The sequence below is a fragment of the Streptomyces sp. NBC_00539 genome (genome assembly GCF_036346105.1).
Lineage (GTDB): Bacteria > Actinomycetota > Actinomycetes > Streptomycetales > Streptomycetaceae > Streptomyces.
Genome location: NZ_CP107811.1, coordinates 3561429 through 3587369, shown reverse-complemented (window position 1 = coordinate 3587369; position 25941 = coordinate 3561429). Strand labels below are relative to the sequence as shown.

General features: G+C 69.5%; 22 protein-coding genes. 9 read left to right on the top strand and 13 right to left on the bottom strand.

All coding sequences use genetic code 11. The features are described from left to right. The 7 genes from gyrA to dnaA form a co-directional block, all read right to left on the bottom strand. Window positions 1-2610, bottom strand: coding sequence for a DNA gyrase subunit A (gyrA, locus tag OG861_RS15980; protein ID WP_329196649.1), 2610 nt, complete (start codon window positions 2608-2610; stop codon window positions 1-3). 41 nt (window positions 2611-2651) lie between these two features. After that, complete coding sequence (gene gyrB / locus OG861_RS15975; protein WP_329196651.1) at window positions 2652-4712, bottom strand: DNA topoisomerase (ATP-hydrolyzing) subunit B; 2061 nt, start codon at window positions 4710-4712, stop codon at window positions 2652-2654. Window positions 4713-5139: 427 nt separating this feature from the next. Next, window positions 5140-5670 (bottom strand): DUF721 domain-containing protein, encoded by a 531-nt coding sequence (locus OG861_RS15970; protein ID WP_329196653.1) that lies wholly within the window; start codon window positions 5668-5670, stop codon window positions 5140-5142. Next, window positions 5667-6803 carry a DNA replication/repair protein RecF gene (gene recF / locus OG861_RS15965; protein ID WP_329196655.1) on the bottom strand — a complete coding sequence of 379 codons (1137 nt, stop codon included), beginning with the start codon at window positions 6801-6803 and terminating at the stop codon, window positions 5667-5669. Before recF ends, OG861_RS15970 begins: the two co-directional genes overlap by 4 nt. A 93-nt stretch (window positions 6804-6896) precedes the next feature. Beyond that, entirely contained in the window at window positions 6897-7862 is a 966-nt protein-coding gene (gnd, locus tag OG861_RS15960; RefSeq protein WP_443056771.1) for a phosphogluconate dehydrogenase (NAD(+)-dependent, decarboxylating), read from the bottom strand. A gap of 78 nt (window positions 7863-7940) precedes the next feature. Further along, complete coding sequence (gene dnaN / locus OG861_RS15955) at window positions 7941-9071, bottom strand: DNA polymerase III subunit beta (RefSeq protein WP_329196658.1); 1131 nt, start codon at window positions 9069-9071, stop codon at window positions 7941-7943. Window positions 9072-9983: 912 nt separating this feature from the next. Further along, window positions 9984-11741 carry a chromosomal replication initiator protein DnaA gene (gene dnaA / locus OG861_RS15950; RefSeq protein ID WP_443057521.1) on the bottom strand — a complete coding sequence of 586 codons (1758 nt, stop codon included), beginning with the start codon at window positions 11739-11741 and terminating at the stop codon, window positions 9984-9986. Between the two features lie 410 nt (window positions 11742-12151). On the opposite strand from dnaA, the gene rpmH reads away from it, so the two are divergent. The 9 genes from rpmH to OG861_RS15905 all read left to right on the top strand — a co-directional run bounded on the left by rpmH (window position 12152) and on the right by OG861_RS15905 (window position 18627). Continuing rightward, window positions 12152-12289: a 50S ribosomal protein L34 gene (rpmH, locus tag OG861_RS15945; RefSeq protein WP_018547628.1), complete on the top strand. Its 138-nt coding sequence runs from the start codon at window positions 12152-12154 to the stop codon at window positions 12287-12289. A 20-nt stretch (window positions 12290-12309) separates the two neighbouring features. Next, window positions 12310-12684, top strand: a complete 375-nt coding sequence (rnpA, locus tag OG861_RS15940; RefSeq protein WP_329196661.1) for a ribonuclease P protein component — start codon at window positions 12310-12312, stop codon at window positions 12682-12684. After that, window positions 12681-12962 (top strand): membrane protein insertion efficiency factor YidD, encoded by a 282-nt coding sequence (gene yidD, locus OG861_RS15935; protein ID WP_075970728.1) that lies wholly within the window; start codon window positions 12681-12683, stop codon window positions 12960-12962. Before rnpA ends, yidD begins: the two co-directional genes overlap by 4 nt. A 3-nt stretch (window positions 12963-12965) precedes the next feature. Further along, on the top strand, window positions 12966-14072 hold the full coding sequence (gene yidC, locus OG861_RS15930) for a membrane protein insertase YidC (protein WP_329196662.1): 1107 nt from the start codon (window positions 12966-12968) through the stop codon (window positions 14070-14072). Between the two features lie 30 nt (window positions 14073-14102). After that, on the top strand, window positions 14103-14615 hold the full coding sequence (locus tag OG861_RS15925; RefSeq protein ID WP_136210325.1) for a Jag family protein: 513 nt from the start codon (window positions 14103-14105) through the stop codon (window positions 14613-14615). A gap of 109 nt (window positions 14616-14724) precedes the next feature. Continuing rightward, complete coding sequence (gene rsmG / locus OG861_RS15920; RefSeq protein WP_190185579.1) at window positions 14725-15441, top strand: 16S rRNA (guanine(527)-N(7))-methyltransferase RsmG; 717 nt, start codon at window positions 14725-14727, stop codon at window positions 15439-15441. Window positions 15442-15706: 265 nt separating this feature from the next. Next, entirely contained in the window at window positions 15707-16816 is a 1110-nt protein-coding gene (locus OG861_RS15915) for a ParA family protein (protein ID WP_329196666.1), read from the top strand. Further along, a complete protein-coding gene (locus OG861_RS15910; protein ID WP_329196667.1) occupies window positions 16813-17913 on the top strand; it encodes a ParB/RepB/Spo0J family partition protein in 1101 nt (366 codons plus the stop codon). The genes OG861_RS15915 and OG861_RS15910 overlap by 4 nt, the downstream gene beginning before the upstream one ends. 90 nt (window positions 17914-18003) lie before the next feature. Further along, on the top strand, window positions 18004-18627 hold the full coding sequence (locus OG861_RS15905; protein WP_190185576.1) for a GNAT family N-acetyltransferase: 624 nt from the start codon (window positions 18004-18006) through the stop codon (window positions 18625-18627). A 63-nt stretch (window positions 18628-18690) separates the two neighbouring features. Here OG861_RS15905 and trxA read toward each other — a convergent pair whose 3' ends face one another. From trxA to murJ, 6 genes are all read right to left on the bottom strand, one after another. Further along, entirely contained in the window at window positions 18691-19032 is a 342-nt protein-coding gene (gene trxA, locus OG861_RS15900; protein ID WP_329196669.1) for a thioredoxin, read from the bottom strand. A 53-nt stretch (window positions 19033-19085) separates the two neighbouring features. Further along, the gene (gene trxB / locus OG861_RS15895; protein ID WP_329196671.1) at window positions 19086-20051 is read right to left on the bottom strand and encodes a thioredoxin-disulfide reductase; all 966 of its coding nucleotides are present in this window, start codon (window positions 20049-20051) and stop codon (window positions 19086-19088) included. Window positions 20052-20176: 125 nt separating this feature from the next. Further along, complete coding sequence (locus OG861_RS15890) at window positions 20177-21106, bottom strand: anti-sigma factor family protein (protein WP_329196673.1); 930 nt, start codon at window positions 21104-21106, stop codon at window positions 20177-20179. After that, the gene (gene sigM, locus OG861_RS15885) at window positions 21103-21795 is read right to left on the bottom strand and encodes an RNA polymerase sigma factor SigM (RefSeq protein ID WP_329196675.1); all 693 of its coding nucleotides are present in this window, start codon (window positions 21793-21795) and stop codon (window positions 21103-21105) included. The genes OG861_RS15890 and sigM overlap by 4 nt, the downstream gene beginning before the upstream one ends. 102 nt (window positions 21796-21897) lie before the next feature. Then, a complete protein-coding gene (locus OG861_RS15880) occupies window positions 21898-23619 on the bottom strand; it encodes a protein kinase family protein (protein WP_329196677.1) in 1722 nt (573 codons plus the stop codon). 123 nt (window positions 23620-23742) lie between these two features. Continuing rightward, a complete protein-coding gene (gene murJ / locus OG861_RS15875) occupies window positions 23743-25923 on the bottom strand; it encodes a murein biosynthesis integral membrane protein MurJ (RefSeq protein ID WP_329196679.1) in 2181 nt (726 codons plus the stop codon). Between the last annotated feature and the right edge of the window lie 18 nt (window positions 25924-25941).

The following is a 25941-nucleotide window of genomic DNA, read 5'->3' as shown; positions in this document are numbered from 1 at the left end:
TTACTCCTCGTGCTCCCCAGCCGAAGGCTGCGTGCCCTCGGCGGCCTCAGCGGCCTGTCCTTCGGCTTCCTCGGTCTGCGACGCATTCTCGTCGTCGACCTCGTCGGCCTCCTGACCGGCCTCGGCGTTCCGCGCGATACCCACCACGGCGTCCCGCTTGCCCAGGTTGATCAGCTGGACGCCCATGGTGTCACGGCCGGTCTCCCGGACTTCATTGACGCGCGTACGAATCACACCACCGCTGAGGGTGATGGCGAGAATCTCGTCCGTTTCGTCGACCACCAGCGCGCCGACGAGCGAACCGCGGTCCTCGACGATCTTCGCGGCCTTGATGCCCAGACCACCACGGCCCTGGACCCTGTACTCGTCCACCGGCGTCCGCTTGGCGTAGCCGCCGTCGGTCGCGGTGAAGACGAAGGTACCGGGCCTGACCACGCTCATGGAGAGCAGTTCGTCCCCGCCACGGAAACTCATGCCCTTCACGCCGGAGGTGGCACGGCCCATCGGACGCAGCGCGTCGTCGGTCGCGGTGAAGCGGATCGACTGCGCCTTCTTGCTGATCAGCAGCAGGTCGTCCTCGGCGGACACCAACTCGGCACCGATGAGCTCGTCGTCGCTCCCGTCCTCCGTCTCGCGGAGGTTGATGGCGATGACACCACCCGAACGGGGAGAGTCGTAGTCCTTGAGCGCCGTCTTCTTCACCAGGCCGCCCTTGGTGGCCAGGATCAGGTAGGGCGCCGCTTCGTAGTCGCGGATCGCGAGGATCTGGGCGATCTTCTCGTCCGGCTGGAAGGCCAGCAGGTTCGCGACGTGCTGACCGCGCGCGTCACGCCCGGCGTCCGGGAGCTCGTACGCCTTGGACCGGTAGACGCGGCCCTTGTTCGTGAAGAACAGCAGCCAGTGGTGCGTGGTGGACACGAAGAAGTGGTCGACCAGGTCGTCCTGCTTGAGCTTCGTGCCGCGCACGCCCTTGCCGCCGCGCTTCTGCGAGCGGTAGTCCTCGGTCTTGGTGCGCTTGACGTACCCGCCGTGGGTGATCGTGACGACGATGTCCTCTTCGGCGATCAGGTCCTCGATGGACATGTCACCGTCGAAGGGCACCAGCTTGGAGCGCCGGTCGTCGCCGAACTTCTCGACGATCGCCGCCAGTTCCTCGCTGACGATCTGCCGCTGGCGGGCCTCGGAGGCGAGGATCGCGTTGTACTCGTTGATCTTCGCCTGGAGCTCGTCGTGCTCGGCGACGATCTTCTGCCGCTCCAGGGCCGCCAGGCGCCGCAGCTGCATCTCCAGGATCGCGTTCGCCTGGATCTCGTCGATCTCCAGCAGGCCCATCAGGCCCTCGCGCGCGATCTCGACGGTGTTGCTGCGCCGGATGAGGGCGATGACCTCGTCGATCGCGTCCAGCGCCTTGAGCAGACCGCGCAGGATGTGGGCGCGCTCCTCCGCCTTGCGCAGGCGGAACTTCGTCCGCCGGACGATGACCTCGATCTGGTGCGTGACCCAGTGGCGGATGAACGCGTCGATCGACAGGGTGCGCGGCACCCCGTCCACCAGCGCCAGCATGTTCGCGCCGAAGTTCGTCTGGAGGTCGGTGTGCTTGTACAGGTTGTTCAGCACGACCTTGGCGACCGCGTCCCGCTTGAGGACGATCACCAGACGCTGGCCGGTCCGCGAGGAGGTCTCGTCGCGGACGTCCGCGATGCCGCCGATCTTGCCGTCCTTGACCAGGTCGGCGATCTTCTGCGCGAGGTTGTCGGGGTTGGTCTGGTACGGGAGTTCGGTGACCACCAGGCACTGGCGGTTCTGGATCTCCTCGACCTCGACCACCGCGCGCATCGTGATGGAGCCGCGACCGGTCCGGTACGCCTCCTCGATGCCCTTGCGGCCGACCACGAGGGCGCCGGACGGGAAGTCAGGGCCCTTGATCCGCTCCAGCAGCGCGTCCAGGAGCTCCTCGTGCGAGGCCTCCGGGTGCTCCAGCGCCCACTGGGCGCCCGCCGCGACCTCGCGCAGGTTGTGCGGCGGGATGTTGGTGGCCATGCCGACCGCGATGCCGGCGCTGCCGTTGACCAGCAGGTTCGGGAAGCGCGCCGGCAGGACCGTCGGCTCCTGGTTGCGGCCGTCGTAGTTGTCCGTGAAGTCGACGGTCTCCTCGTCGATGTCCCGGAGCATCTCCATGGCCTGCGGCATCAGCTTGCACTCGGTGTAGCGCATCGCCGCCGCCGGGTCGTTGCCCGGGGAGCCGAAGTTGCCGTTCGAGTCCACCAGCGGCATCCGCATCGACCACGGCTGCGCCAGGCGGACCAGCGCGTCGTAGATCGAGGAGTCACCGTGCGGGTGGTAGGTGCCCATGACGTCGCCGACGACGCGGGCGCACTTGTAGAAGCCCTTCTCGGGCCGGTAGCCGCCGTCGTACATCGCGTACAGCACGCGACGGTGCACCGGCTTGAGGCCGTCCCGTACGTCGGGCAGCGCGCGCGAGACGATGACGGACATCGCGTAGTCGAGGTAGGAGCGCTGCATCTCCGTCTCGAGCCCGACGGGCTCGATCCGCAGCACGGGCTGCTCCTCCGCGGCGTTCTCTGCGGTGGGGGTGGTTTCGTCGGCCATTGCTGGTCAGAAGTCCTTTCAGGCGGTCAGCGGAGACCGACTCAGATGTCGAGGAACCGAACGTCCTTGGCGTTGCGCTGGATGAAGGAGCGACGTGCCTCGACGTCCTCGCCCATCAGCACCGAGAACAGGTCGTCGGCCTGCGCCGCGTCGTCCAGCGTGACCTGGCCGAGCACGCGGTGGTCCACGTCCATGGTCGTGACGCGCAGTTCCTCGGCGTTCATCTCGCCCAGACCCTTGAAGCGCTGGATCGAGTCTTCCTTGATCCGCTTGCCGTTCTGCTTGCCCAGCTCGACCAGGGCGTCGCGCTCGCGGTCCGAGTACGCGTACTCGAAGTCGTCCCGGCCCCACTTGATCTTGTAGAGCGGCGGGCGCGAGAGGTACACGTGACCGGCCTCGACCAGCGGCCGCATGAAGCGGAAGAGGAACGTCAGCAGCAGGGTGTTGATGTGCTGGCCGTCGACGTCGGCGTCCGCCATCAGGATGATCTTGTGATAGCGGAGCTTCTCGATGTCGAAGTCCTCGTGCACGCCGGTGCCGAAGGCGCTGATCAGCGCCTGGACTTCGGTGTTCTGGAGGATCTTGTCGATACGGGCCTTCTCGACGTTCAGGATCTTGCCGCGGATGGGCAGGATGGCCTGGTACATCGGGTTGCGGCCGGACTTCGCGCTGCCGCCGGCGGAGTCGCCCTCGACGATGAAGATCTCGCACTTGGTCGGGTCGTTCGACTGGCAGTCGGACAGCTTGCCCGGCAGCGAGGCGCTCTCCAGCAGGCCCTTGCGGCGGGTCAGGTCACGGGCCTTGCGGGCCGCGACGCGGGCCGTGGCCGCCTGGATCGACTTGCGGATGATGTCCGCGGCCTCGACCGGGTTGCGGTCGAACCAGTCGTTGAGGTGCTCGTGCACGACCTTCTGCACGAAGGTCTTGGCCTCCGTGTTGCCCAGCTTGGTCTTCGTCTGGCCCTCGAACTGCGGCTCGCCCAGCTTGACCGAGATGATCGCGGTCAGACCCTCGCGGATGTCCTCACCGGCGAGGTTGTCGTCCTTCTCTCGCAGCAGCTTCTTGTCACGCGCGTAGCGGTTGACCAGACCGGTCAGCGCCGCGCGGAAGCCCTCCTCGTGGGTGCCGCCCTCGTGCGTGTGGATCGTGTTCGCGAAGGAGTAGACGCCCTCGGTGTACTGCGAGTTCCACTGCATCGCGATCTCGACCGAGAGCATGCGCTCCTTGTCCTCGGCCTCGATGTCGATGACGGTCGGGTGGATCAGCTCGCCCTTGCGCGAGTTGAGGTACTTCACGAAGTCGACGATGCCGCCCTCGTAGAAGTACGTGACCGTGCGCGCGGAGGGCTCGGCCGCGTCCGCGTCGGGGTCGTCCGCACCGACGGTGGCCTTCGCCGACTCGCGCTCGTCCGTCAGCGAGATCGTCAGGCCCTTGTTGAGGAACGCCATCTCCTGGAAGCGCCGCGACAGCGTCTCGAAGGAGTACTCGGTCGTCTCGAAGATGTCCCCGTCGGCCCAGAACGTCACCGACGTCCCGTGCTCGTCGGTCTCTTCGTTCTGCGCCAGCGGGGCGGTCGGCACGCCCAGCTTGTAGTCCTGGGTCCAGCGGTGGCCGTCCGTCTTGACCTCGACCGCGACCTTGGTCGACAGGGCGTTCACGACGGAGACGCCGACGCCGTGCAGACCGCCGGAGACGGCGTAGCCGCCGCCGCCGAACTTGCCGCCCGCGTGCAGGACGGTCAGGACGACCTCGACGGCCGGCTTCCCCTCGGACGGGACGATGCCGACCGGGATGCCGCGGCCGTTGTCGACCACGCGCACCCCGCCGTCGGCGAGGATGGTGACGTCGATGGTGTCCGCGTGCCCGGCCAGGGCCTCGTCGACGGAGTTGTCGACGACCTCGTACACGAGGTGGTGCAGACCGCGCTCACCGGTCGACCCGATGTACATGCCGGGCCGCTTGCGGACCGCGTCCAGGCCTTCCAGGACCTGGATCGCACTGGCGTCGTACGACGAGGTGGCCCCGCCGCCCTCGCCGGCTGTGGACTGGTTGTCGTTGGGGTTGCCGGAATCGGCCACGAAGCGCCCTTTCTGGCACAGCACAGGCCGAACTCCGGGCCAGCAGGCATGCAAGCAGGAGCGGCTGCGTCGATCTGCGTTGTCAGCGTTTGTCAGCGGATCCCGCAAGCGGGCGGGATTCGCTTCAGTCTACCGGTACCGCGGACATGAATGGGGGTTTGCGGGTACCTGAGTCCTCATGTGCCGCCCTGAACCTCCTCTCTCCGACTCCCCATATCCGGGGAGGGGCTCAAAGAGGCTCACACGGGCGTTGAGCGCTTCGGCCTGTCAACCTCTCACTACCGTGAGGGACACCACGCCGGGGAGCGCGCCGGAGCAGGGCCGCGACCTGGCCGAAACCGTGCCGTCGCCGACCCGTGATCCACATGCCGCAGGGCGGGCGCGGGACACCGCCCACCGGGCGCCCACCGGGCGCGGGGGAGGAAAAGAGGAGGAGGAAAAGAGGGAGGTGTCAGCCGTACGTATCGCCCGGACCGGTGCCGCCCGGCACCCGCCACGGTCCGTACTGCTTCGGCCGGCCGCCCGGGCCGTGCACCTTGATCATCCGTACGGTGTCCTGGCCCAGCTCCGCGTTCAGCCGCGCGACCAGCTGCGGCGCCAGCAGTTTCAGCTGCGCCGCCCACGCCGAGGAATCGCAGCGGACCACCAGCTCGCGGTCCTCGTACCGCTCCGGCACGCAGTGCGTGGCGATCTCCGGACCGACGATCTCCGGCCAGCGCTCCATCACACCGGCCACCGCCATCGGCATCTCCCAGCCGTGCTCGGTCCGCAGCCGGGCCAGCGCCGCCATCAACGGCATCGGATCCCGGCCGTCCGCGCGCGCACCCGACCGCAGCCCCTGCTGCTGCCGCTTCCTGCCCGGCGCCGCGTTGCCGCGTGCCCGCGCCTGCTCGCGCGCGGCCGCCAGCGCCTGCCGCGCCAGGTCCACTCCGGACAACGGCGGGGCCTTGCGCTCCGGGTGCTGCTCCTCGTGGTCGCTCACAGCAGGGTCACCTCACCGCCGGACACCCCGAACCGCGTCCCCGCCAACACATCCGGAACGTCATCGTCCACAGCCGCCGTCACCAGCACCTGCTCACCGGGAGCCACCAGCTCCGCCAGCCGCTCGCGGCGCCGGGTGTCGAGTTCCGCGAACACGTCGTCCAGGATCAGCACCGGCTCGTCGCCCTCCGAGCGCAGCAGCTCGTAAGAGGCCAGCCGGAGCGCCAACGCGTACGACCAGGACTCGCCGTGGCTCGCGTACCCCTTGGCCGGCAGCTCCCCGAGCCGCAGCAGCACGTCGTCACGGTGCGGGCCGACCAGCGTCACGCCCCGCTCGATCTCCTGCTTGCGCACCTGCGACAGCGCCGCCAGCAGTACCTCGTACAGCGCCTCCCGGGTGCGCGCCGCCCCGCTGTCCACAGGCTCACCGGCCGAGGACCGGTACGCCATGCCCAGCGGGCCGCCGCCCGGCGCGAGCTGCTCGTACGCCTTGTCCGCCAGCGGCAGCAGGGACGCGATCAGGTCCAGCCGCTGCGCCAGCAGTTCCGCGCCCGCCCGGGCGAGGTGCTGGTCCCACACGTCGAGGGTCGACAGGTCCATGGAACGCCCGCCGTGGCGACGGGCCATGGCCGCCGACTTGAGGAGGGTGTTGCGCTGCTTGAGCACCCGCTCGTAATCGGAGCGGACCGCGGCCATCCGCGGTGAGCGGGCGGTGACGAGCTCGTCCAGGAAGCGGCGCCGCTCTCCCGGGTCGCCCTTGACCAGGGCCAGGTCCTCCGGCGCGAACAGCACCGTACGGACGATCCCCAGCACGTCACGCGGTCTGACCTGCGAGGACCGGTTGATACGGGCGCGGTTCGCGCGCCCCGGATTGAGCTCCAGCTCGACCAGCTGCCGGCGCTCGCCCTGCGCCACGGCCGCACGGATGACCGCCCGGTCCGCGCCCATCCGTACCAGCGGGGCGTCCGAGGAGACCCGGTGGCTGCCCAGGGTCGCCAGGTAGCCGATCGCCTCGACGAGGTTCGTCTTGCCCTGGCCGTTGGGTCCCACGAACGCGGTGACGCCCGGACCGAGGGGAACCTCGGCCCGGGCGTACGAGCGGAAGTCGGCCAGTGAGAGATGCGAAACGTGCATTCGGCGCCGACCTCCCCCGGCTTCCTGCTGCTTGCTGTCTTGCTGTCTTGCTGTCTTGCGAGTGTTGCTGGTGTTGCCGGTCGTGCGGGCGGACTACTTCTTCTCGACCGCGTGGCCGCCGAACTGGTTGCGCAGCGCGGCGATCATCTTCATCTGCGGGGAGTCGTCCTGGCGGGACGCGAACCGGGCGAACAGCGAGGCGGTGATGGCCGGCAGCGGAACGGCGTTGTCGATCGCCGCCTCGACCGTCCAGCGGCCCTCACCCGAGTCCTGCGCGAAGCCGCGCAGCTTCTCCAGGTGCTCGTCCTCGTCCAGCGCGTTCACGGCGAGGTCCAGCAGCCAGGAACGGATGACCGTGCCCTCCTGCCAGGACCGGAACACCTCGCGGACGTCGGTGACCGAGTCCACCTTCTCCAGCAGCTCCCAGCCCTCGGCGTAGGCCTGCATCATGGCGTACTCGATGCCGTTGTGGACCATCTTCGCGAAGTGGCCGGCGCCGACCTTACCCGCGTGCACGGCGCCGAACTCGCCCTCCGGCTTGAGGGCGTCGAAGATCGGCTGTACGGCCGCGACGTGCTCCTTCTCGCCGCCGTACATCAGCGCGTAGCCGTTCTCCAGGCCCCACACGCCGCCGGATACGCCACAGTCGACGAAGCCGATGCCCTTGGCGGCCAGCTCCTCGGCGTGCTTCTCGTCATCCGTCCAGCGCGAGTTGCCGCCGTCGACGACGATGTCGCCGGGCGAGAGCAGCTCTCCCAGTTCGTCGACGGTGGACTGCGTCGCCGCACCGGCCGGGACCATCACCCACACCACGCGGGGGGCCTGGAGGCCGTCCACGAGTTCCCGCAGGCTGTGGACATCCGCGAGGTCCGGGTTGCGGTCGTATCCGATGACGGTGTGGCCTGCGCGGCGGATGCGCTCGCGCATGTTGCCGCCCATCTTGCCGAGACCGATGAGACCAAGCTCCATCAGGTGCTTCCTTAAGCGTTGTGGCCGTCTGTGCCGGGCTCCCCGGGATCCGGGGCCGTCCCCGGATCCGAGCCTACGCCGGGCCGTCAGGCAGGACCCCACCCAACGTGCCGGGACGCCGTCGGGCCCGGTCCGCGCGTGCGCGAGACCGGGCCCGACGGGACGGACTCAGCCGGAGAGGCGGACCGGCATGATCAGGTACTTGTACGCCTCGTCCGCCTCGGCGTCGACGGCGGGACGGCCGCTGAGCAGCGCGGGCTTGGTGGAGGTGGTGAAGCTCAGCTGGGCGGCGGGCGAGTCGATCGCGCTCAGGCCGTCCAGCAGGAACGTCGGGTTGAAGGCGATCGAGATGTCGTCGCCCTCCAGCTTCGCGTCGACGCGTTCCACAGCCTGTGCATCATCGCTGGAGCCGGCTTCCAGGATCAGCACGCCCTGCTCGAAGCTCAGGCGGACCGGGGTGTTGCGCTCGGCGACGAGGGCCACACGCTTGACGGCCTCGACGAACGGGGCGGTCTCGATCACCGCGATGGAGTTGAACTCCGTCGGGAAGAGCGTGCGGTACTTCGGCAGGTCGCCTTCGAGCAGGCGGGTGGTGGTGCGGCGGCCCGCGCCCTCGAAGCCGATGAGGCCCTCGCCCGCACCGGAGCCCGAAAGGGCGAGGGTGACGGTGTCACCGCTGGTCAGCGACTTGGCGGTGTCCAGGAGGGTCTTCGCGGGCACCAGGGCCACGGCCGACGCGTCGGGGTTCTCCGGCTTCCACAGGAACTCGCGGACCGCGAAGCGGTAGCGGTCGGTGGAGGCGAGGGTGACCCGGTCGCCCTCGATCTCGATGCGGACACCGGTCAGCACGGGCAGCGTGTCGTCGCGGCCGGCGGCGATGGCGACCTGGGCGGCGGCGGAGGCGAAGACCTCACCGGGGACGGTGCCGGTTGCGGTCGGCATCTGCGGCAGCGCCGGGTACTCCTCCACAGGCAGGGTGTGGAGTGTGAACCGGGAGGAGCCGCAGACCACGGTCGCCCGTACACCGTCTGTGGAAATCTCCACGGGGCGGTTGGGGAGGGCGCGGCAGATGTCGGCGAGGAGCCGGCCGGAGACCAGGACCGTGCCGTCTTCCTCGACATCGGCCTCGACGGAGACGCGGGCGGAGACCTCGTAGTCGAAGCCGGAGAGGGACAGCGTGCTGTCCTCGGCCTTGAGCAGCAGGCCCGCGAGAACGGGCACCGGCGGCCGGGCCGGGAGGCTACGGGCAGCCCAAGCCACCGCCTCCGCGAGTACGTCGCGCTCCACCCGGATCTTCACCGGAACCGCCTCCTGCTGTTGCTCGCTCGTCTGCCGGCCTTCGTCGTCGGCTCTCGGCCCAGGGTCTCGACGGACCGAGGCCTCGGTGCCGGGGACCAGTCTGACGTACGGCGCCGACAGTCGGCGCTGTCGGCGGTCAAGTCGGGAGCACGGCGCCGGGACGGCAGGACGACGAGTTGTGCACAGGACCTGCTTGAAAACCGAATCCGGCCTAACTCTCTATGGGGGTAGTAGTAGGGCCTGTGGAAACGGTGGATAAGCCCGTTCTCGCAGGTCAGGCCCGGTTTTTTATCCCCACACCCTGTGGGCGGCACCGGTGGACAACACGGTGTCCCTGTGGAGAACGAAAACTTCTGCACAGGCCGTCCCCAGACGACCCCCACTACTCCACAGGTGTGTCCCCAGCTTTTCCCCAGTACTCCACAGACCAAACACCGGTATCCATGTGACGGCTTTCACTCGGGGTGGTGACTGCGGGGTGCGCGTTGCCGAACAGTGGACAACGGTGTGGAGAAGTCATCGGATCCTGTGCACAGGATGCGGCAACCTGTGAGTGGGCGGTGGACGAAGAGGTGGACGAGCCTGTGGAAGGATTTTCTGTCCACAGCCTGTGGATAGACGTTGTGCACAATTCCACAGGCGGCTGAACTGGGTTGATGACCTCTCAACCTGCGCCCCTGTGGACAGATTGTGGGTGACGCAGCCCCTCCCCAGGGTGTGGACGGAAGAAAGTCGCCCAATCTGTGGATGAGTTGGCCTCCAGGGGGCGTATTCGAACAGAGCACAGGCGCGCACATGAAGAAGGGCGCCCCCGGTTCGATCCGGAAGCGCCCCTGTAGGTGAGCGTGCGAGGGCCGCGGAGGGCCGTTGGACGGGTCCTCCGCGGGTGTCCTGGGGAGTCTGGAGCCGGCCTCAGCCGTTCTTGATGCGGTTGGTGAGCTCCGTGACCTGGTTGTAGATCGAGCGCCGTTCCGCCATCAGGGCCCGGATCTTGCGGTCCGCGTGCATGACCGTGGTGTGGTCGCGGCCGCCGAACTGGGCCCCGATCTTGGGCAGGGAGAGGTCCGTGAGCTCCCGGCACAGGTACATGGCGATCTGCCGGGCCGTGACCAGGACCCGGCTGCGCGAGGAGCCGCACAGGTCGTCAACGGTGAGCCCGAAGTAGTCGGCGGTGGCGGCCATGATGTCCGAGGCGGTGATCTCGGGCGCGCTGTCCTCGCCGCCCGGGATCAGGTTCTTGAGCACGTCCTCCGTCAGGCCGAGGTCCACCGGCTGACGGTTGAGGCTCGCGAACGCGGTGACGCGGATCAGCGCACCCTCCAGCTCGCGGATGTTGCGCGAGATGCGGGAGGCGATGAACTCCAGTACCTCCGGCGGGGCGTTGAGCTGCTCCTGGACCGCCTTCTTGCGCAGGATCGCGATCCGGGTCTCCAGCTCCGGCGGCTGGACGTCGGTGATCAGGCCCCACTCGAAGCGGTTGCGGAGCCGGTCCTCCAGGGTGACGAGCTGCTTGGGCGGCCGGTCGGAGGACAGCACGATCTGCTTGTTGGCGTTGTGGAGCGTGTTGAAGGTGTGGAAGAACTCCTCCTGCGTCGACTCCTTGCTCGCCAGGAACTGGATGTCGTCGACGAGCAGGATGTCCATCTCGCGGTAGCGCTTGCGGAACGCGTCGCCCTTGCCGTCGCGGATCGAGTTGATGAACTCGTTGGTGAACTCCTCGGAGCTCACGTACCGCACCCGGGTGCCCGGGTAGAGGCTGCGCGCGTAGTGCCCGATGGCGTGCAGGAGGTGTGTCTTGCCGAGGCCCGACTCGCCGTAGATGAAGAGGGGGTTGTACGCCTTCGCGGGCGCCTCGGCGACGGCCACCGCGGCGGCGTGCGCGAAGCGGTTCGAGGCGCCGATGACGAAGGTGTCGAACAGGTACTTGGGGTTCAGCCGGGCGGTCGGTTCCAGCGGGCCCGAGGTCGAACCGCCGGACGGGGCCGAGGGGGCGGGGCGGTTGGGGGCCGGCCGCGGGGAGGGCTGTTCGTACTGCTGTTGCTCGTACTGGTGCTGCTGGTGTGGCTGGTGTGGCTGGTGCTGCTGGTTCTCGTACGGGGACTGCTCGTACTGCTGCTGCTCGAAGGAACCCTGTTCGTACGCCCCCTGCTCGTAGCCTCCGGGCTCGGACTGCTGGAGGTAGCCCGGCTGCGGGGAGGCGTAGGGGTCACGCTCGGGGAAGCCGCCGAGGCGGGGCTGCTGCCAGCCGTAGTCGTCCTGCTGGCCGCCGCGGGGCCAGGAGCCGGGCTCGGGGCGCTGCTGCTGGTAGTCCGGGTAGGCGGGGCGCGCGGAGGGCAGCCGTTCGTCGTCGGAGCCGCCGGGGCCGGTGTGTCCGCCGGGCCGCTGGCCGCCGTAGGGCTCGTAGGAGTCACGCTGCTGGGCGGAGGGGGCGGGCGGCGTCGGCTCCCCCGCGGAGTCGTCCACGGTGATGGCGATCCGGATGGGCCGGCCGCACTCGCGGCTGAGGGCGTCACTGATGAGGGGGGCGAGCCGGCCCTCCAGGACCCGCTTCCCCCATTCATTGGGCACGGCGAGCAGAGCGGTGTCCGCCACGAGGGCCAGGGGCTGACAGCGTTCCACCCACTGCTTGTCCTTGGGCTCGACGCCCGGCTGTCCCTCCCCCAGGAGCACGTCGAGCACGCGTGGCCACACTGCGGCAAGATCGGCAGGTACGTCAGCCACAGAGCACGCTCTCTCACAGGTCCCGGTTCCACGAATGTGTGGTTCTTTGGGACGGTCGGGACAAAAAATCCGGGATCAGACAACGGTAGTCAGGCCGGTGGGTACGGTTCAAGTCGTTGTCCACAGCCTGTGCACAGTGTGCGGCAGTCAGGGCTCGGTTTGACCGGATGGCGTAGCCGCGCGTACCGTAACGAGGTCGAGTTGTCGATGGCTGCTGCCGCCTGCCTACCGATGGGCGAAGATCACTGATCGTGGTCATGTAGCGGTGCCACTCGGGCGAACACGCGAGTTTCCTCGTGGGCGCACGGTGACAGCCAGGCGATGTCCCGCCACAACGATTCATTCTCTGGAGCCCCCGAGTGAGCAAGCGCACCTTCCAGCCGAACAACCGCCGTCGTGCCAAGACCCACGGCTTCCGCCTGCGGATGCGTACCCGTGCCGGCCGCGCCATCCTGGCGAACCGCCGCAGCAAGGGCCGCGCCGCCCTTTCCGCGTAACACGCGCGGGTCGTGACGTCGTGCTGTCTCCCGAAAATCGGCTGAGGCGGCGCGAGGACTTCGCGAGCGCGGTACGGCGGGGGCGGCGGGCTGGACGCCCGCTCCTCGTCGTCCACCTACGTACAAGCGGTGCAACGGACCCGCACGTGGCGGGGGAGATCGATCCCTCGACGCGTGCGGGTTTCGTCGTCAGCAAGGCTGTCGGCAACGCCGTCGTACGGAACCGGGTCAAGCGCCGTCTGCGCCATCTCGTCCGGGAGCGGCTGTCCCAGCTGCCCGCCGGTAGCCTGGTGGTGGTACGGGCTCTGCCCGGTGCGGGTGACGCCGGCCTCGACGAGCTGGCCCGTGACCTGGACGCCGCTCTCCAGCGGCTCCTGGGAGGCGTGGCTCGATGAAGTACCCGCTGCTCGCTTTGATCAAGCTGTACCAGTGGACGATCAGTCCGCTGCTCGGCCCGGTGTGCCGCTACTACCCTTCGTGCTCGCACTACGGGTACACGGCCATCGACCGGCATGGTGCGGTGAAGGGGACGGTTCTTACCGCCTGGCGGATCCTCCGGTGCAATCCGTGGTCCCCGGGTGGTGTGGATCATGTCCCACCCCGGAAACGCCCGCGTTGGCACGAGCAGCTGCGCAGTGCGTTGCGTAGATCTCGCAATGCTCAAGGAGCCTGATTAGTGGACACGATTGCCAGTCTGTTCAGTTTCATCACCACACCCGTCTCGTGGGTCATCGTCCAGTTCCACTCGCTGTACGGCGCGATCTTCGGCCCCGACAGCGGATGGGCCTGGGGCCTGTCCATCGTGTCCCTGGTGGTCTTGATCCGTATCTGCCTGATCCCGCTCTTCGTGAAGCAGATCAAGGCGACGCGTGGCATGCAGGCGCTCCAGCCGAAGATGAAGGCGATCCAGGAGCGCTACAAGAACGACAAGCAGCGTCAGTCCGAAGAGATGATGAAGCTGTACAAGGAGACGGGTACCAACCCGTTGTCCTCGTGCCTTCCCATCCTGGCGCAGTCCCCGTTCTTCTTCGCGCTCTACCACGTGCTCTCGGCCATCGCCAACGGCAAGACCATCGGCGTCATCAACCAGTCGCTGCTGGAGAGCGCGCGTCAGGCGCACATCTTCGGTGCCCCGCTGGCGGCGAAGTTCACCGACAGCGAGGAGAAGGTCGCCGCGCTCGGCGCCTCCTTGATGGACGTCCGGATCGTGACCGCGGTCATGATCATCATGATGTCGCTGTCGCAGTTCTACACCCAGCGTCAGCTGATGCAGAAGAACGTAGACCTCTCGGTCAAGACGCCGTTCATGCAGCAGCAGAAGATGCTGATGTACATCTTCCCGCTGATCTTCGCCTTCATGGGCATCAACTTCCCCGTCGGCGTCCTCGTCTACTGGCTGACCACGAACGTGTGGACCATGGGCCAGCAGATGTACGTGATCAACCAGAACCCGACGCCGGGCAGCAAGGCCCAGGACCAGTACCTGACCCGCCTGCTCAAGCACGTCAGCACGCACGGTCAGCTCAAGGGCCGGGGCAAGAAGAAGATCGTCGCGGCGATCGTGGCCAAGGGTCCGGACCGCAACGACAACGAGCGCAAGTTCATCACGGCGCTGACGAAGCAGGGCATGGCCGCGCAGCCGGACGGCTCCGTGATCAGCAGCGTCGAGGCGACGGCCGACGCGGATGCGGCGAGCGGCGGTGTCGCCACCAAGCGGCAGCAGCCGAAGCGGCAGACGAAGGCGAAGCGTCAGACGCCTCCCAGCAAGCCCACCAAGAAGTAGCCCTCCAAGAAGCAAGAAGGAGCCCCTCCCGTGACGGAAGGCACCACCACCGCCGCCGCTGAGGGCGGCGACACCTTGACCCGCCTTGAGCAGGAGGGCGAGATCGCGGCCGACTACCTTGAGGGCCTGCTGGACATCGCCGATCTGGACGGCGACATCGACATGGACGTCGAGGCCGACCGGGCCGCGGTGTCGATCGTCAGTGACTCCGCCGGCCGCGACCTGCAGAAGCTCGTGGGCCGCGACGGTGAGGTTCTGGAGGCCCTGCAGGAGCTGACCCGCCTCGCCGTGCACCGGGAGACCGGGGACCGCAGCCGGCTGATGCTGGACATCGCCGGGTTCCGCGCCAAGAAGCGCGAGGAGCTGGCGGCGCTGGGCGCCCAGGCGGCGGCCGATGTGAAGGCTTCGGGTGAGCCGCTCAAGCTGGCGCCGATGACGCCGTTCGAGCGGAAGGTCGTCCACGACGCCGTGGCGGCCGCCGGTCTCAAGAGCGAGTCCGAGGGCGAGGAGCCGCAGCGCTTCGTCGTTGTGCTCCCGGCCTGACCGGAACGCGTGTGGTCGGCCCCGTCTGTATCGCAGGCGGGGCCGATGTTTGTAAGCCTGGCAGTGCCCGTTGTGTGAAGAGTGAGTTCTGTACGGAAGGACGGTCCCCGTGACGGAGGCAGCAGAGCTTCCCCCGGCGCCTGAAGAGGCGCGTGCGGTATTCGGCGAGTTTTTCCCGGAAGCCGTGCGGTATGCGGAGCTGCTGGCGGACGCGGGGGTCAAGCGCGGCCTGATCGGCCCGCGTGAGGTGCCCCGGCTCTGGGAGAGGCACCTGCTGAACTGCGCGGTGCTGTCGGAGGCCGTGCCCGAAGGCGTCTCGGTGTGTGACGTGGGCTCGGGCGCCGGGCTGCCGGGCATCCCGCTGGCTCTGGTGCGCAGGGACCTCAAGATCACCTTGCTGGAGCCCCTGCTGCGGCGGACCAATTTCCTCCAGGAAGCGGTCGAGCTGCTGGGCCTGGACCACGTCACCGTGGTGCGCGGTCGGGCCGAAGAGGTGCTCGGCAAGCTCCAGCCCGTCCATGTCGTGACGGCTCGTGCGGTGGCTCCGCTGGACCGGCTGGCCGGCTGGGGCGTGCCGCTGCTGCGTCCTTACGGGGAGATGCTGGCGCTCAAGGGTGACACCGCCGACGAGGAGCTGGTGGCGGCCAAGGCGGCGCTGACGAAGCTGGGTGTGGTGAAGACCTCGGTCCTCCAGGTCGGAGAGGGTGTCGTGGACCCGCTGACGACGGTGGTGCGCGTCGAGGTGGGCGAGAGCCCCGGCGGGGTCAGGTTCGCGGCCAAGCGGGCGAAGGCGGCTCGTGTGGGGCGGACCCGGCGCCGCCGTTGATGATCGTCCCTTTGGGGTCGGCCCGCGCCATTTCAGGCGTGTTGGGCCCTATAGGTATGGATTTCGGAGTGTCGTAGCGGGCGGAAGTCAGTGTCCGGGCATCGTGTTTCACGTGAAACGTCGCTCCCTGCTGCACGGAATCATCAGCCGCGGTCGTGAGGCCGCGTCCCCCCGCCCGCGCGACGGCGCGGGGGTGACGCAGTTGTCCACATCGGTGGATTCATCCACAGGAGTTCGGGCCCCGCTGGTTCGTGACCCGGGTGACATGGCAGGCTCTGTTCATCGCGAGCCTGATGCCGAGGAGAGTGACACCGTGCGGTCCGACGCCAACCTCGCGGGGCCGATGGCCGACCCGGTCCCCGGTCCCCGCTCTGAATCGCCGGGCGAGGACGTTCCTGCCCCCGCTACCGCTGGGGAAGAGATGCCGCCTCCGCCCCTTGTGGACAACGACGACGCCCCCACCGGGCGGGCCGCCCAGCTGGCGGTGGACGCCCTGGGACGGGCGGGTGAACCGCTGCCGCGGCCGGCGCAGACCCGGGTGATGGTGGTGGCCAACCAGAAGGGCGGCGTCGGCAAGACCACGACGACCGTGAACCTGGCGGCTTCGCTGGCCCTTCACGGGGCCAAGGTCCTGGTCATCGACCTCGATCCGCAGGGCAACGCGTCCACGGCACTCGGCATCGATCACCACGCGGACGTGCCCTCCATCTACGACGTGCTCGTGGACAGCCGGCCGCTGCTGGAGGTCGTCCAGCCCGTGGTGGATGTGGAGGGCCTGTTCTGTGCCCCGGCCACGATCGATCTGGCGGGCGCGGAGATCGAGCTGGTCTCGCTGGTGGCGCGGGAGAGCCGGCTCCAGCGGGCGATCCAGGCGTACGAGCAGCCGCTCGACTACATCCTGATCGACTGCCCGCCGTCGCTGGGACTGCTCACGGTGAATGCGCTGGTGGCGGGAGCGGAGGTGCTGATCCCGATCCAGTGTGAGTACTACGCGCTGGAGGGCCTGGGTCAGCTGCTGCGCAACGTCGACCTGGTGCGGGCCCACCTGAACCAGTCGCTGCACGTGTCCACGATCCTGTTGACGATGTACGACGGCAGGACGCGGCTGGCCTCGCAGGTGGCGGAGGAGGTCCGCACGCACTTCGGCAAGGAGGTGCTGCGGACCAGCATCCCGCGCTCGGTACGCATCTCGGAGGCGCCCAGCTACGGGCAGACGGTGCTCACCTACGACCCGGGTTCCAGCGGCTCCCTCTCCTATCTGGAAGCGGCGCGGGAGATCGCGCTGCGGGGAGCCGGAATCCATTACGACGCCCGGCACGCCCATCTGGGGGCCGGCATGAACAGCACACAGAGTATGGCGGAGGGGATCCAGTGAGTGAGCGACGTAGGGGTCTGGGGCGGGGGCTCGGCGCGCTGATTCCCGCCGCTCCCCAGGAGAAGACGCCCATGGTGGGTGCCGGGTCGACGTCACCGTCGGCGCTGCCGGTGCTGACGTCGGAGCGCGGAATCGCTGCGGCGAAGCTGGCGGCGCTGGCACAGACCGATGGCGCGCTGGGGGCTCCCCCGGCCGCAGCCGACGGCGAAGCACTGCCGACGCTCGTACCGGAGCCGGCGGCACCGGCCGACGAGGTGGCGGGGGCGACGTTCGCGGAGCTCCCGATGGACGCCATCACGCCCAACCCGCGGCAGCCTCGTGAGGTGTTCGACGAGGACGCGCTGGCCGAACTGGTGACCTCCATCAGGGAGGTGGGTCTGCTCCAGCCGGTCGTCGTGAGGCAGTCCGGGCCGGGCCGTTACGAGCTGATCATGGGTGAGCGCCGCTGGCGCGCGTGCCGTGAAGCCGGACTGGACCGGATTCCGGCGATCATCCGGGCGACGGACGACGAGAAGCTGCTGCTGGACGCCCTCTTGGAGAACCTGCACCGGGCGCAGCTCAACCCGCTGGAGGAAGCCGCCGCGTACGACCAGCTGCTGCAGGACTTCCACTGCACCCACGACCAGCTGGCGGACCGGATCGGGCGGTCGCGTCCGCAGGTGTCGAACACGCTGCGACTGCTGAGGCTCTCCGCCCCGGTGCAGCGGCGGGTGGCCGCGGGGGTGCTCTCGGCGGGACACGCGCGGGCGCTGCTGTCGGTGGAGGACTCCGAGGCGCAGGACCGCCTGGCGCACCGGATCGTGGCCGAGGGCCTGTCGGTGCGCGCGGTCGAGGAGATCGTGTCGCTGATGGGGTCTGAGCCGGAGAGCCCGGTGAAGCCGAAGGGCCCGCGGGCGGGTGCCCGGGTGGCTCCGGCGCTCAGTGAACTGGCGACGCGGCTGTCGGACCGGTTCGAGACGCGGGTGAAGGTGGATCTCGGTCAGAAGAAGGGCAAGATCACCGTCGAGTTCGCCTCGATGGAGGATCTGGAGCGGATCCTCGGGACGCTGGCGCCGGGCGAGGGCCGGGTCCTGGAACAGGGGCTTTCCGGAGAGTGACCCGGGAGTCCGGCCGGGGAGTCGGGAGGCGAGTCGTACGGTGCGAGCCGGTATGGCTCGCCTCTTTGTCGTAGCGGATACGATGCGTGTATGGGTCGTCGGTTGGTACCGCTCACGCTGGACAACCTCCAGGACCTTCCCCGGCGTTGCCGGACCTGCGTGTTCTGGGAGCTGGATCCGGTCAGTGGTGAGGCCGCCGTGAAGGCGGGAACCGCTGAGCTGGAGAAGGAGGCCTGGATCTCCGCCGTCCTGTTGGAATGGGGATCGTGCGGCCGCGTCGTCTATGTGGACGACGTCCCCGTGGGCTTCGTTCTGTACGCGCCCCCGGCCTACGTGCCGCGTGCGACGGCGTTCCCGACGAGCCCGGTCTCCCCTGACGCCGTCCAGCTCATCACGGCGTGGATCATGCCGGGGTATCAGGGGCAGGGTTTGGGACGGGTGATGGTCCAGACGGTGGCAAAGGATCTGCTACGGCGTGGTTTCCGGGCGATCGAGGCGTTCGGCGATGCGCAGTGGGAGCGGCCGGCCTGTCTGCTCCCGGCAGACCACCTGCTGTCCGTGGGCTTCAAGACGGTACGACCGCATCCGGTGCATCCCCGGCTCCGACTGGAACTGCGCTCGACGTTGTCCTGGAAGGAAGACGTGGAACTCGCCCTGGACCGCCTGCTGGGCGGGGCGCGGGCGCGGAAGGAACCGGCCCTGCGCCCGCTGTGAGCAGCGGCCGGATGTGCGAACGGGGCCGCTCCCTCAGGGAGCGGCCCCGTTTCACGTGAAACATCAGGCGGTCTTGACCTCGACGAAAGGATCGAGGTCGCGCAGGATGGCAGCCTTCGGCTTGGCACCGACGATGGTCTTGACGACCTCGCCGCCCTGGTAGACGTTCAGCGTCGGAATGGACATGACGCCGTACTTGGCGGCCGTGGCCGGGTTCTCGTCGATGTTGAGCTTGACGATCTCGATCTGGTCGCCGTACTCGGCCGCGATGGCCTCCAGCGACGGGGCGATCTGCCGGCACGGGCCGCACCAGGCGGCCCAGAAGTCAACCAGGACGGGCTTGTCGGCGGCGAGGACGTCGGCATCGAAGCTGGCGTCGGTCACGTTCTTGAGGGTGCCGGCCACAGCGGCCTCCTTTTTCCTGCGGGGTGTGGGTGGGGATGGGGGTGGTGCGGGGGTCAGACGGTCGCGTTCGCGTGCGCCTGCTCGGCGTCCGCGAGGGCGGCGAGGTAGCGCTCCGCGTCCAGGGCGGCGGAGCAGCCCGTACCGGCGGCGGTGATCGCCTGACGGTAGGTGTGGTCCACGACGTCGCCCGCGCCGAAGACGCCGGTGAGGTTGGTGCGCGTGGACGGGGCGTCGACCTTGAGGTAGCCCTCGTCGTCCAGGTCCAGCTGGCCGGTGAACAGCTCGGTACGCGGGTCGTGTCCGACGGCGATGAACAGACCGGTCACGGGCAGCTCGGAGGTCTCACCGGTCTTGGTGTTGCGCAGGGTGAGACCGGAGAGCTTCTGCTCGCCGTGGATCTCGGCGACCTCGCTGTCCCAGGCGAACGAGATCTTCGGGTCGGCGAAGGCGCGGTCCTGCATGGCCTTGGAGGCGCGCAGGCTGTCGCGGCGGTGGACGATGGTGACCGACTTGGCGAACCGGGAGAGGAAGGTCGCTTCCTCCATCGCGGTGTCGCCGCCGCCGACGACGGCGATGTCCTGGTCCTTGAAGAAGAACCCGTCGCAGGTGGCGCACCAGGAGACGCCTCGGCCGGAGAGCGCGTCCTCGTTGGGCAGACCGAGCTTGCGGTGCTGCGAACCGGTGGTCACGATCACGGCCTTGGCGCGGTGCACGGTTCCGGCGGTGTCGGTGACGGTCTTGATCTCACCGGTGAGGTCCACGGCCACGACGTCGTCGGGGACGAGCTCGGCGCCGAAACGCTCCGCCTGGCCACGCATGTTGTCCATCAGGTCAGGACCCATGATGCCGTCCTGGAAGCCGGGGAAGTTCTCGACCTCGGTGGTGTTCATCAGCGCACCGCCGGCGGTGACGGCACCCTCGAAGACCAGGGGGCTGAGCGAAGCGCGTGCGGTGTACAGGGCGGCCGTGTAACCGGCCGGCCCGGAGCCGATGATGATCACGTTTCGGACGTCGCTCACGGGTTCGTTCCTCGTCTCTGCGGACTGCGTGCTGCCTACCGGGGGGCCGGTGTGGACTGTCATCCCACCCAACGGATCCTACGGCGCTCGCATTCCCGGTCCGGCGCGGCTCAGACCTGAACGGGTCAGGGGCGGGCGTAGGTACCGGTGAGCAGTGGCTTGCCGGGGGGCGCCGAGGGGGGGTCCGCACAGCCGCTGGGGACGAGGTAGGCGTCCACGCGCCCGGGATCACCGGGGTGCGCGAGGACGACGAGGTAGACGTCCGTGCCCTGGTAGCTGCCGTGCTCGGCGGCGAGCGGGGTGTCGGCACGGCCGGTGGCCCGCTGGACGCAGGGCGGGACGGGAGGGGCCTGCCGCTCGCCGGGGGCGACGCCCGGGGAGGTGTCGGAGGGGACGCCCGGGGAGGTGTTCTCCATCCCGTACGTGTTGTTCCTCTCCTCGGGCTTGCTCTGCGGCTTCGCGGCGGAAGCGAGGAGGTGCTGGACGCTGCCCTGGAGTCCCTCGGACGTGTAGGAGCCGTCGGAGGCGGGCGGAGTGGCGGTGGCGGAGGTACCGGTCCGGGCGACGGTGTCGCGGGAATCGCCTGCGCCCAAGGCGCCGGACAGGACGAGGCCCAGTACGCAGGCGGCCGCGCCCGCGAGGCCGGCGAGGACGGCGATCCGTCGGCGTGCCCTGCGTCGGCCGGGGCCGGTTGGGCCGGTCGGGTGACCCGCGGGTCGTGCCGGGGCGGACGGCGGCGTCTGCCGGGGGGCAACGGCGGGGCCGGGCGTGGGCCGGGCGCGCTGCGAGGTGGAGTCCAGGAGCGCTTCGGCGGCGAGGGCGGCGTCGATACGGCCCGCGACGTCGGAGGGCATCCGGCTCGGCCCGGGCAGCGTGCCCAGCAGGGAGCGGATCTCTTCGAGGGAGGCGAGGACGTCGGCGCACAGGACGCAGTCGCCGAGGTGGCTGCGTACGGCGGCGGTGCGGGCCGGTGAGAGCAGCCCTTCGGTCAGGTCGGAGATCTCCGCGACGTCCGGGTGCCGGATCGTGCCGGTCGTGCCGGTTGTGGGGCTCACGGTCGTCCACCTCCGCCCTTCACTGCGTCTGGGTCTGGCTGCCTGGGTTCTGCGGGTGGGACGGGTGACCCCGGCGTCCGGTTCCTTCCCCGCCCGGCGGAGGTGTTATCCGCGGCATTCGAGCGCAGATGAGTGAGCAGCGGCAGCAGTTTCGCCCGGCCCCGCGCACACCGGCTCTTGACCGTTCCGACGGCGACGCCGAGGACGCGCGCGGCTTCGGCCACGGGGTAGCCCTGCATGTCGACCAGGACGAGCGCGGCCCGCTGCTCTGCCGGGAGGGTGCCGAGGGCTGCCAGCAGCTGCCGGTGGAGGTCCTGGCGCTCGGCGGGGGCCTCGGCGGACTCGTGCGGCTCCATGAGCCGCTCCAGCCGGTCCGTGTCGTCGAGGGGCGCCGTCCTGCGGGAGGCAGCCTTGCGGGCCCGGTCGAGGCAGGCGTTGACGGTGATCCGGTGGAGCCAGGTGGTGACGGCGGAGTCCCCGCGGAAGGTGTGTGCGGCCCGGTAGGCGGAGACGAGCGCGTCCTGTACGGCGTCGGCGGCCTCTTCCCGGTCCCCGAGGGTGCGCAGCGCCACGGCCCACAGCCGGTCCCGGTGCCGCCGCACGAGTTCCGAGAAGGCGTCGGGATCCCCCGCCACGTGCCGCGCCAGCAGCTCCTGGTCGCCGTCCCCGCTGGTCGTCGCGTCGTGCATCACACCTCCCCTCCGGAAGGGAGAGTACGGGTCGGGCAGGGCGAATACGAGGGCCCGCCGCGTCGGCGGCGCAGCGGGCCCGGCGGGTGTCGCGGTCCGGTCCTATTCGGCCGTACCGAGCACTTTGATCTCGTTGATGCCGCCGCGGTAGGAATCGCCGCCCTCGGAAGGCAGGGACGTGATGTGGATCAGCAGGAAGCGGGTCTTGACCGGGGTCTGCAGGGTCGTGTTCAGGTTCTTCCCCGTGTTGCCCAGCTTGACGATCTCCTGCGGGAAGTCCGAGAGGGAGCGCGCTGAGGCGGCTTCCGGGGAAGCGGCCCGCACCTCGATCTTCTGCCCCGACGCGTGCAGGCCGACCTCAAGGCCGGCCACGTCCTGGGCGCTGCCGAGGTCGACGATGATGCCGCTGCCGTCGTCATAGCTGTCCAGGTTGCCGAAGTTGGCGAAGCCGCGGAACTGCAGGGTGACCCAGCCGGTGTCGGCGTCGCCGTCGATGGCCTTGCGCGCGTCGCCGGGCTTGATCGGATCCTTTCCGAAGACCGTGGCCTTGCCGATGCGCAGCGGCTTGCCCGGCTTGATCTCCTTGGGGGCCTCGTCGGACTTGGTCTGCGGGGTGGAGCCGCTGTTGCCGGAGCCCCCGTGTTTGCGGTCGAGGAGTGCGTCGGCGAGCTGCCAGCTGCCGAGGCCGAGGGCGGCGATGAGCAGCGCCGCGACGCCCCATTTGAGGGCGCGGCCGGTACGGCTCTGCAACGGGGGCGGCGGCGGGACGGCGAGGCTCTGCACGGTGGGCAGGCCGGTCGCCGGGTGCCGGCCGTAGCTCCCCTGCTGGTAGGTGGTGTGCTGGTACTCGGGCGGGGCGGTGAAGGCCGGCTCCGGCGGCCGGATGCGGGGCATCGCGGCGACGGCCTTGGCCAGCTCCTCCGGGGTGGTACAGGCGGGCTCCTGCCGGGAGGCGGTGGCCCCGTCGTTGGCCAGCGCGCGCATGGCCAGTTCTCCCAGACCCCGGTGGACGCCGGCGCGCACCTGGTCGGGGGCGATCAGGCCGACGCCCTTGGGCAGGCCGGTGAGCCCGTAGGCGTCCGTCTCGTAGGGCCAGCGCTGGGTGAGCGCCGCGTACAGCAGCGCGCCGATCGCCTCGGTGTCTGCCTGCTGCGGGGTGTCGCTGGTGATGCCGCGCAGGGCGGCGTTCACGGCGAGGCCGCGGATGCGGTACTGGCCGGTGGAGGTGCGCAGTATCGCGCTGGGTGTCAGGCGCAGGTGTGCCAGGCCCTCGCGGTGGGCCGCGGCCATGGCCTGCGACACCTGGCTGACGAGCTGGTAGGCCTCGTGGGCCTCCAAGGGTCCGACGGCGAGGAGGGCGGTGAGTTCGGTGGCGTCGGGCAGCCACTCGTGCACGACGTAGACGAGGTCGTTCTCTTCCACGGCGTCGAGGACCTGGACGAACCGGGGGTCGCCGAGCAGCGCGGAGGAGCGGGCCGCGGACAGGACGGTCCGGGCCCGGGGGTGGTCGGCGGGAAGCAGGTGCACGCCGACGGCGCGGCGCAGCTTTTCGTCCATCGCACGCCAGCTGCTGAATCCGTCCAGACGGGTGACGCACTCCTCGAGGCGGTAGCGCCTGGCCAGCTTGTGGCCGCTGTGCAGTTCGGGCGCCGCCACGGGCGCGGCCGTTCTGCGTTCGCCATCCGTTTCGCGCATGGATCCGTCCGCGGCTCGGTCGTTCTGGGTGTCCACCCCGTCGGCCGTGGCCTTGACCGCTTCCGCGGTCAGCGGCTCATCGCCGCTGTTGTCGGCCACGTCGACGGCAGCTGTGCTACGTTCCGCCACCGTCGTCCCTGCCTCCCCATCCGTTGCGCGCTGTCGGCCAGTCTGCGAAGCCATGCCAATTGTGCCCACAGTCCGGCCCTCCGCACGACACGCGAAGGAGGGGCGAACCGTCGGTTCTGCCCGTCAACGCCCCAGACGTCCGCGGACCATTCCGACCATCGCGTTGAGTTCTTCGACGCGCATGCGCTTCGCGGCGGTGAGGAAAACGGCCACCAGGGCGATGAAGCCGGCCACGAGGGCGGCGAGCGACCCGCCGGCTCCACTGCCCAGCCACTTGGTGACCCCGTAGGCGGCCGCGCCGGCCACGACTGCGGCCGGGACACATGCGCCGATGAGGCGGGTGTAGGTGCGCATGACGTGCGCCCCGTCGAGGTCACCGCCGAGGCGGGCGCGCAGACGGCGCCAGGCGACGCCCACGCCGACCGTGTATCCGAGACCGTAGGCGGCGCCCATGCCGACGACGGCCCAGCGCTCGGGGAGGACGAGGAAGGCGAGCCCCGAGACGCCGGCGTTGACCGCGGCGACGATGACGGTGTTGTAAAAGGGCGTCCGGGTGTCCTCGTAGGCGTAGAAACCGCGCAGGACGACGTACTGGACGGAGTACGGGATGAGTCCGAGGCCGAAGGCCATCAGGATGTAGCCGATGTTCTGCGCCGTCGCCGAGCCGGATCCGGCGTAGAGCAGGGTGGACATCGGGACGCCGAGCGCGAGGAACGCGAAGGCGCAGGGCACGATCGCCACGGCGGAGGTGCGCAGGCCGTAGGAGATGTCGTCGCGGACGGCGGCGACGTCCCCGTCGTGGGCCGAGCGGGAGATGCGCGGCAGGACGGCGGTCATGACCGAGACGGTGATGATGGCCTGGGGCATCTGCCACAGGAGCAGCGCGTAGTTGTACGCGGCGATGCCGGTGCCGTCGTGGCCTTGGTTGTGGGCGACGTCGCCCGCCCAGGTCGCGAGCTGGGTGACCACGATGAGGCCGAGCTGGTTGGCCAGGACGAAGAAGAACGTCCACTTGGCGAGGCCGGCCGCCTTGCCGAGCCCGTGGCCCTTCCAGTCGAAGCGCAGGCGCGGCTTGAAGCCGGCGTCACGCAGGTAGGGGATCATCGCCAGCGACTGGACGGCGAGGCCGAGCAGGGTGCCCAGGCCGAGCAGCCGGACGCCCTCGGGGGTGATGCTCGCCTCGTCGACGCCGGTGCTGGTGAAGCCGCCGAACGCCCAGATGAACGCACCGAACGTGGCGATGACGACGATGTTGTTGAGGACGGGGGTCCACATCATCGCGCCGAAGCGGCCGCGGGCGTTGAGGATCTGACCGAGCACCACGTGCACGCCCATGAAGAACATGGTGGGCAGGCAATAGTGGGCGAAGGCGACCGCGACGTCCATCCGGTGCGGGTCGTCGGCGATCTTCTGCGACATCATGCCGATGAACAGCGGGGCCGCGAGCACGCAGACGGTGGTGACGGCGCCGAGCAGCACCACGACGAGCGTCAGGAGGCGGTTGGCGTATGCCTCGCCGCCGTCCTCGTCGTTCTTCATCGCGCGGACCAGCTGCGGGATGAACACCGCGTTGAGCGCGCCGCCGCCGACCAGCACGTAGATCATCGTCGGCAGGGTGTTGGCGACCTGGTAACTGTCGTTGAGGGTGGTGACACCGATCGCGGTGCCGATCACGAGCGTGCGCAGGAAGCCGGTGATCCGGGACACGATCGTGCCCGCGGCCATCAGGGCGCTCGACTTCAACAGGCCCGAAGCCCGCCCGGCGGGCTTGGCCGGGGCCGGGACGGCGACCGGGGGCTCCTCGGTGGCAAGCTGCGGGGCCGCCTCCTGGTCGCGGTACAGGTGGGCGAAGGCATCGGGTTCCGGCTGCTCGTCCGCGGCCTTGGTCACCAGGGAGTCCACACCCACGAACTCCGTGGTCGTGGGGCGGTCACCGTAGGGCAGGTGGCGGGAAGGGCCGTCGGGCTCGGGCGGCGGGGTCTGGGCCCAGACGCGAGCGTCGGGACCGCCGTACGAAGGCGGCTGCGGGGCCGCGTACAAGGGGCCGGGTTCCAGGTAGGTGCCCGGCGGCGGCGGAGGGTGTGAAGCCCGGTCGTACAGGGCCTCCGCTACGGGGTCCTGGGCCGAAAGGTCCTGGGACCGGTACGGGTCGTAGTCGTAGGCATCCTGGACATACGGGTCGTGATCCGGCCCGGATGCGGGCGCGGAGGCCTGCCCGGGCACCGGGGCACCCGGCGCGGTGCCCTGGGAGGGCGCCGGCCCACCAGTGCCCTGCGCGCGGTCACCGTCGTACGGCGCGTTCATCGAAACCCCACCTCATCG

Excerpts from the sequence above, each read along its gene's own strand:
- OG861_RS15905 (WP_190185576.1), top strand. The coding sequence starts at position 18,004 with ATGGGTCGTCGGTTGGTACCGCTCACGCTGGACAACCTCCAGGACCTT.
- OG861_RS15915 (WP_329196666.1), top strand. The coding sequence starts at position 15,707 with ATGGCAGGCTCTGTTCATCGCGAGCCTGATGCCGAGGAGAGTGACACC.
- sigM (WP_329196675.1), bottom strand. The coding sequence starts at position 21,795 with ATGCACGACGCGACGACCAGCGGGGACGGCGACCAGGAGCTGCTGGCG.
- yidD (WP_075970728.1), top strand. The coding sequence starts at position 12,681 with ATGAAGTACCCGCTGCTCGCTTTGATCAAGCTGTACCAGTGGACGATC.
- gyrA (WP_329196649.1), bottom strand. The coding sequence starts at position 2,610 with ATGGCCGACGAAACCACCCCCACCGCAGAGAACGCCGCGGAGGAGCAG.
- murJ (WP_329196679.1), bottom strand. The coding sequence starts at position 25,923 with ATGAACGCGCCGTACGACGGTGACCGCGCGCAGGGCACTGGTGGGCCG.
- recF (WP_329196655.1), bottom strand. The coding sequence starts at position 6,803 with ATGCACGTTTCGCATCTCTCACTGGCCGACTTCCGCTCGTACGCCCGG.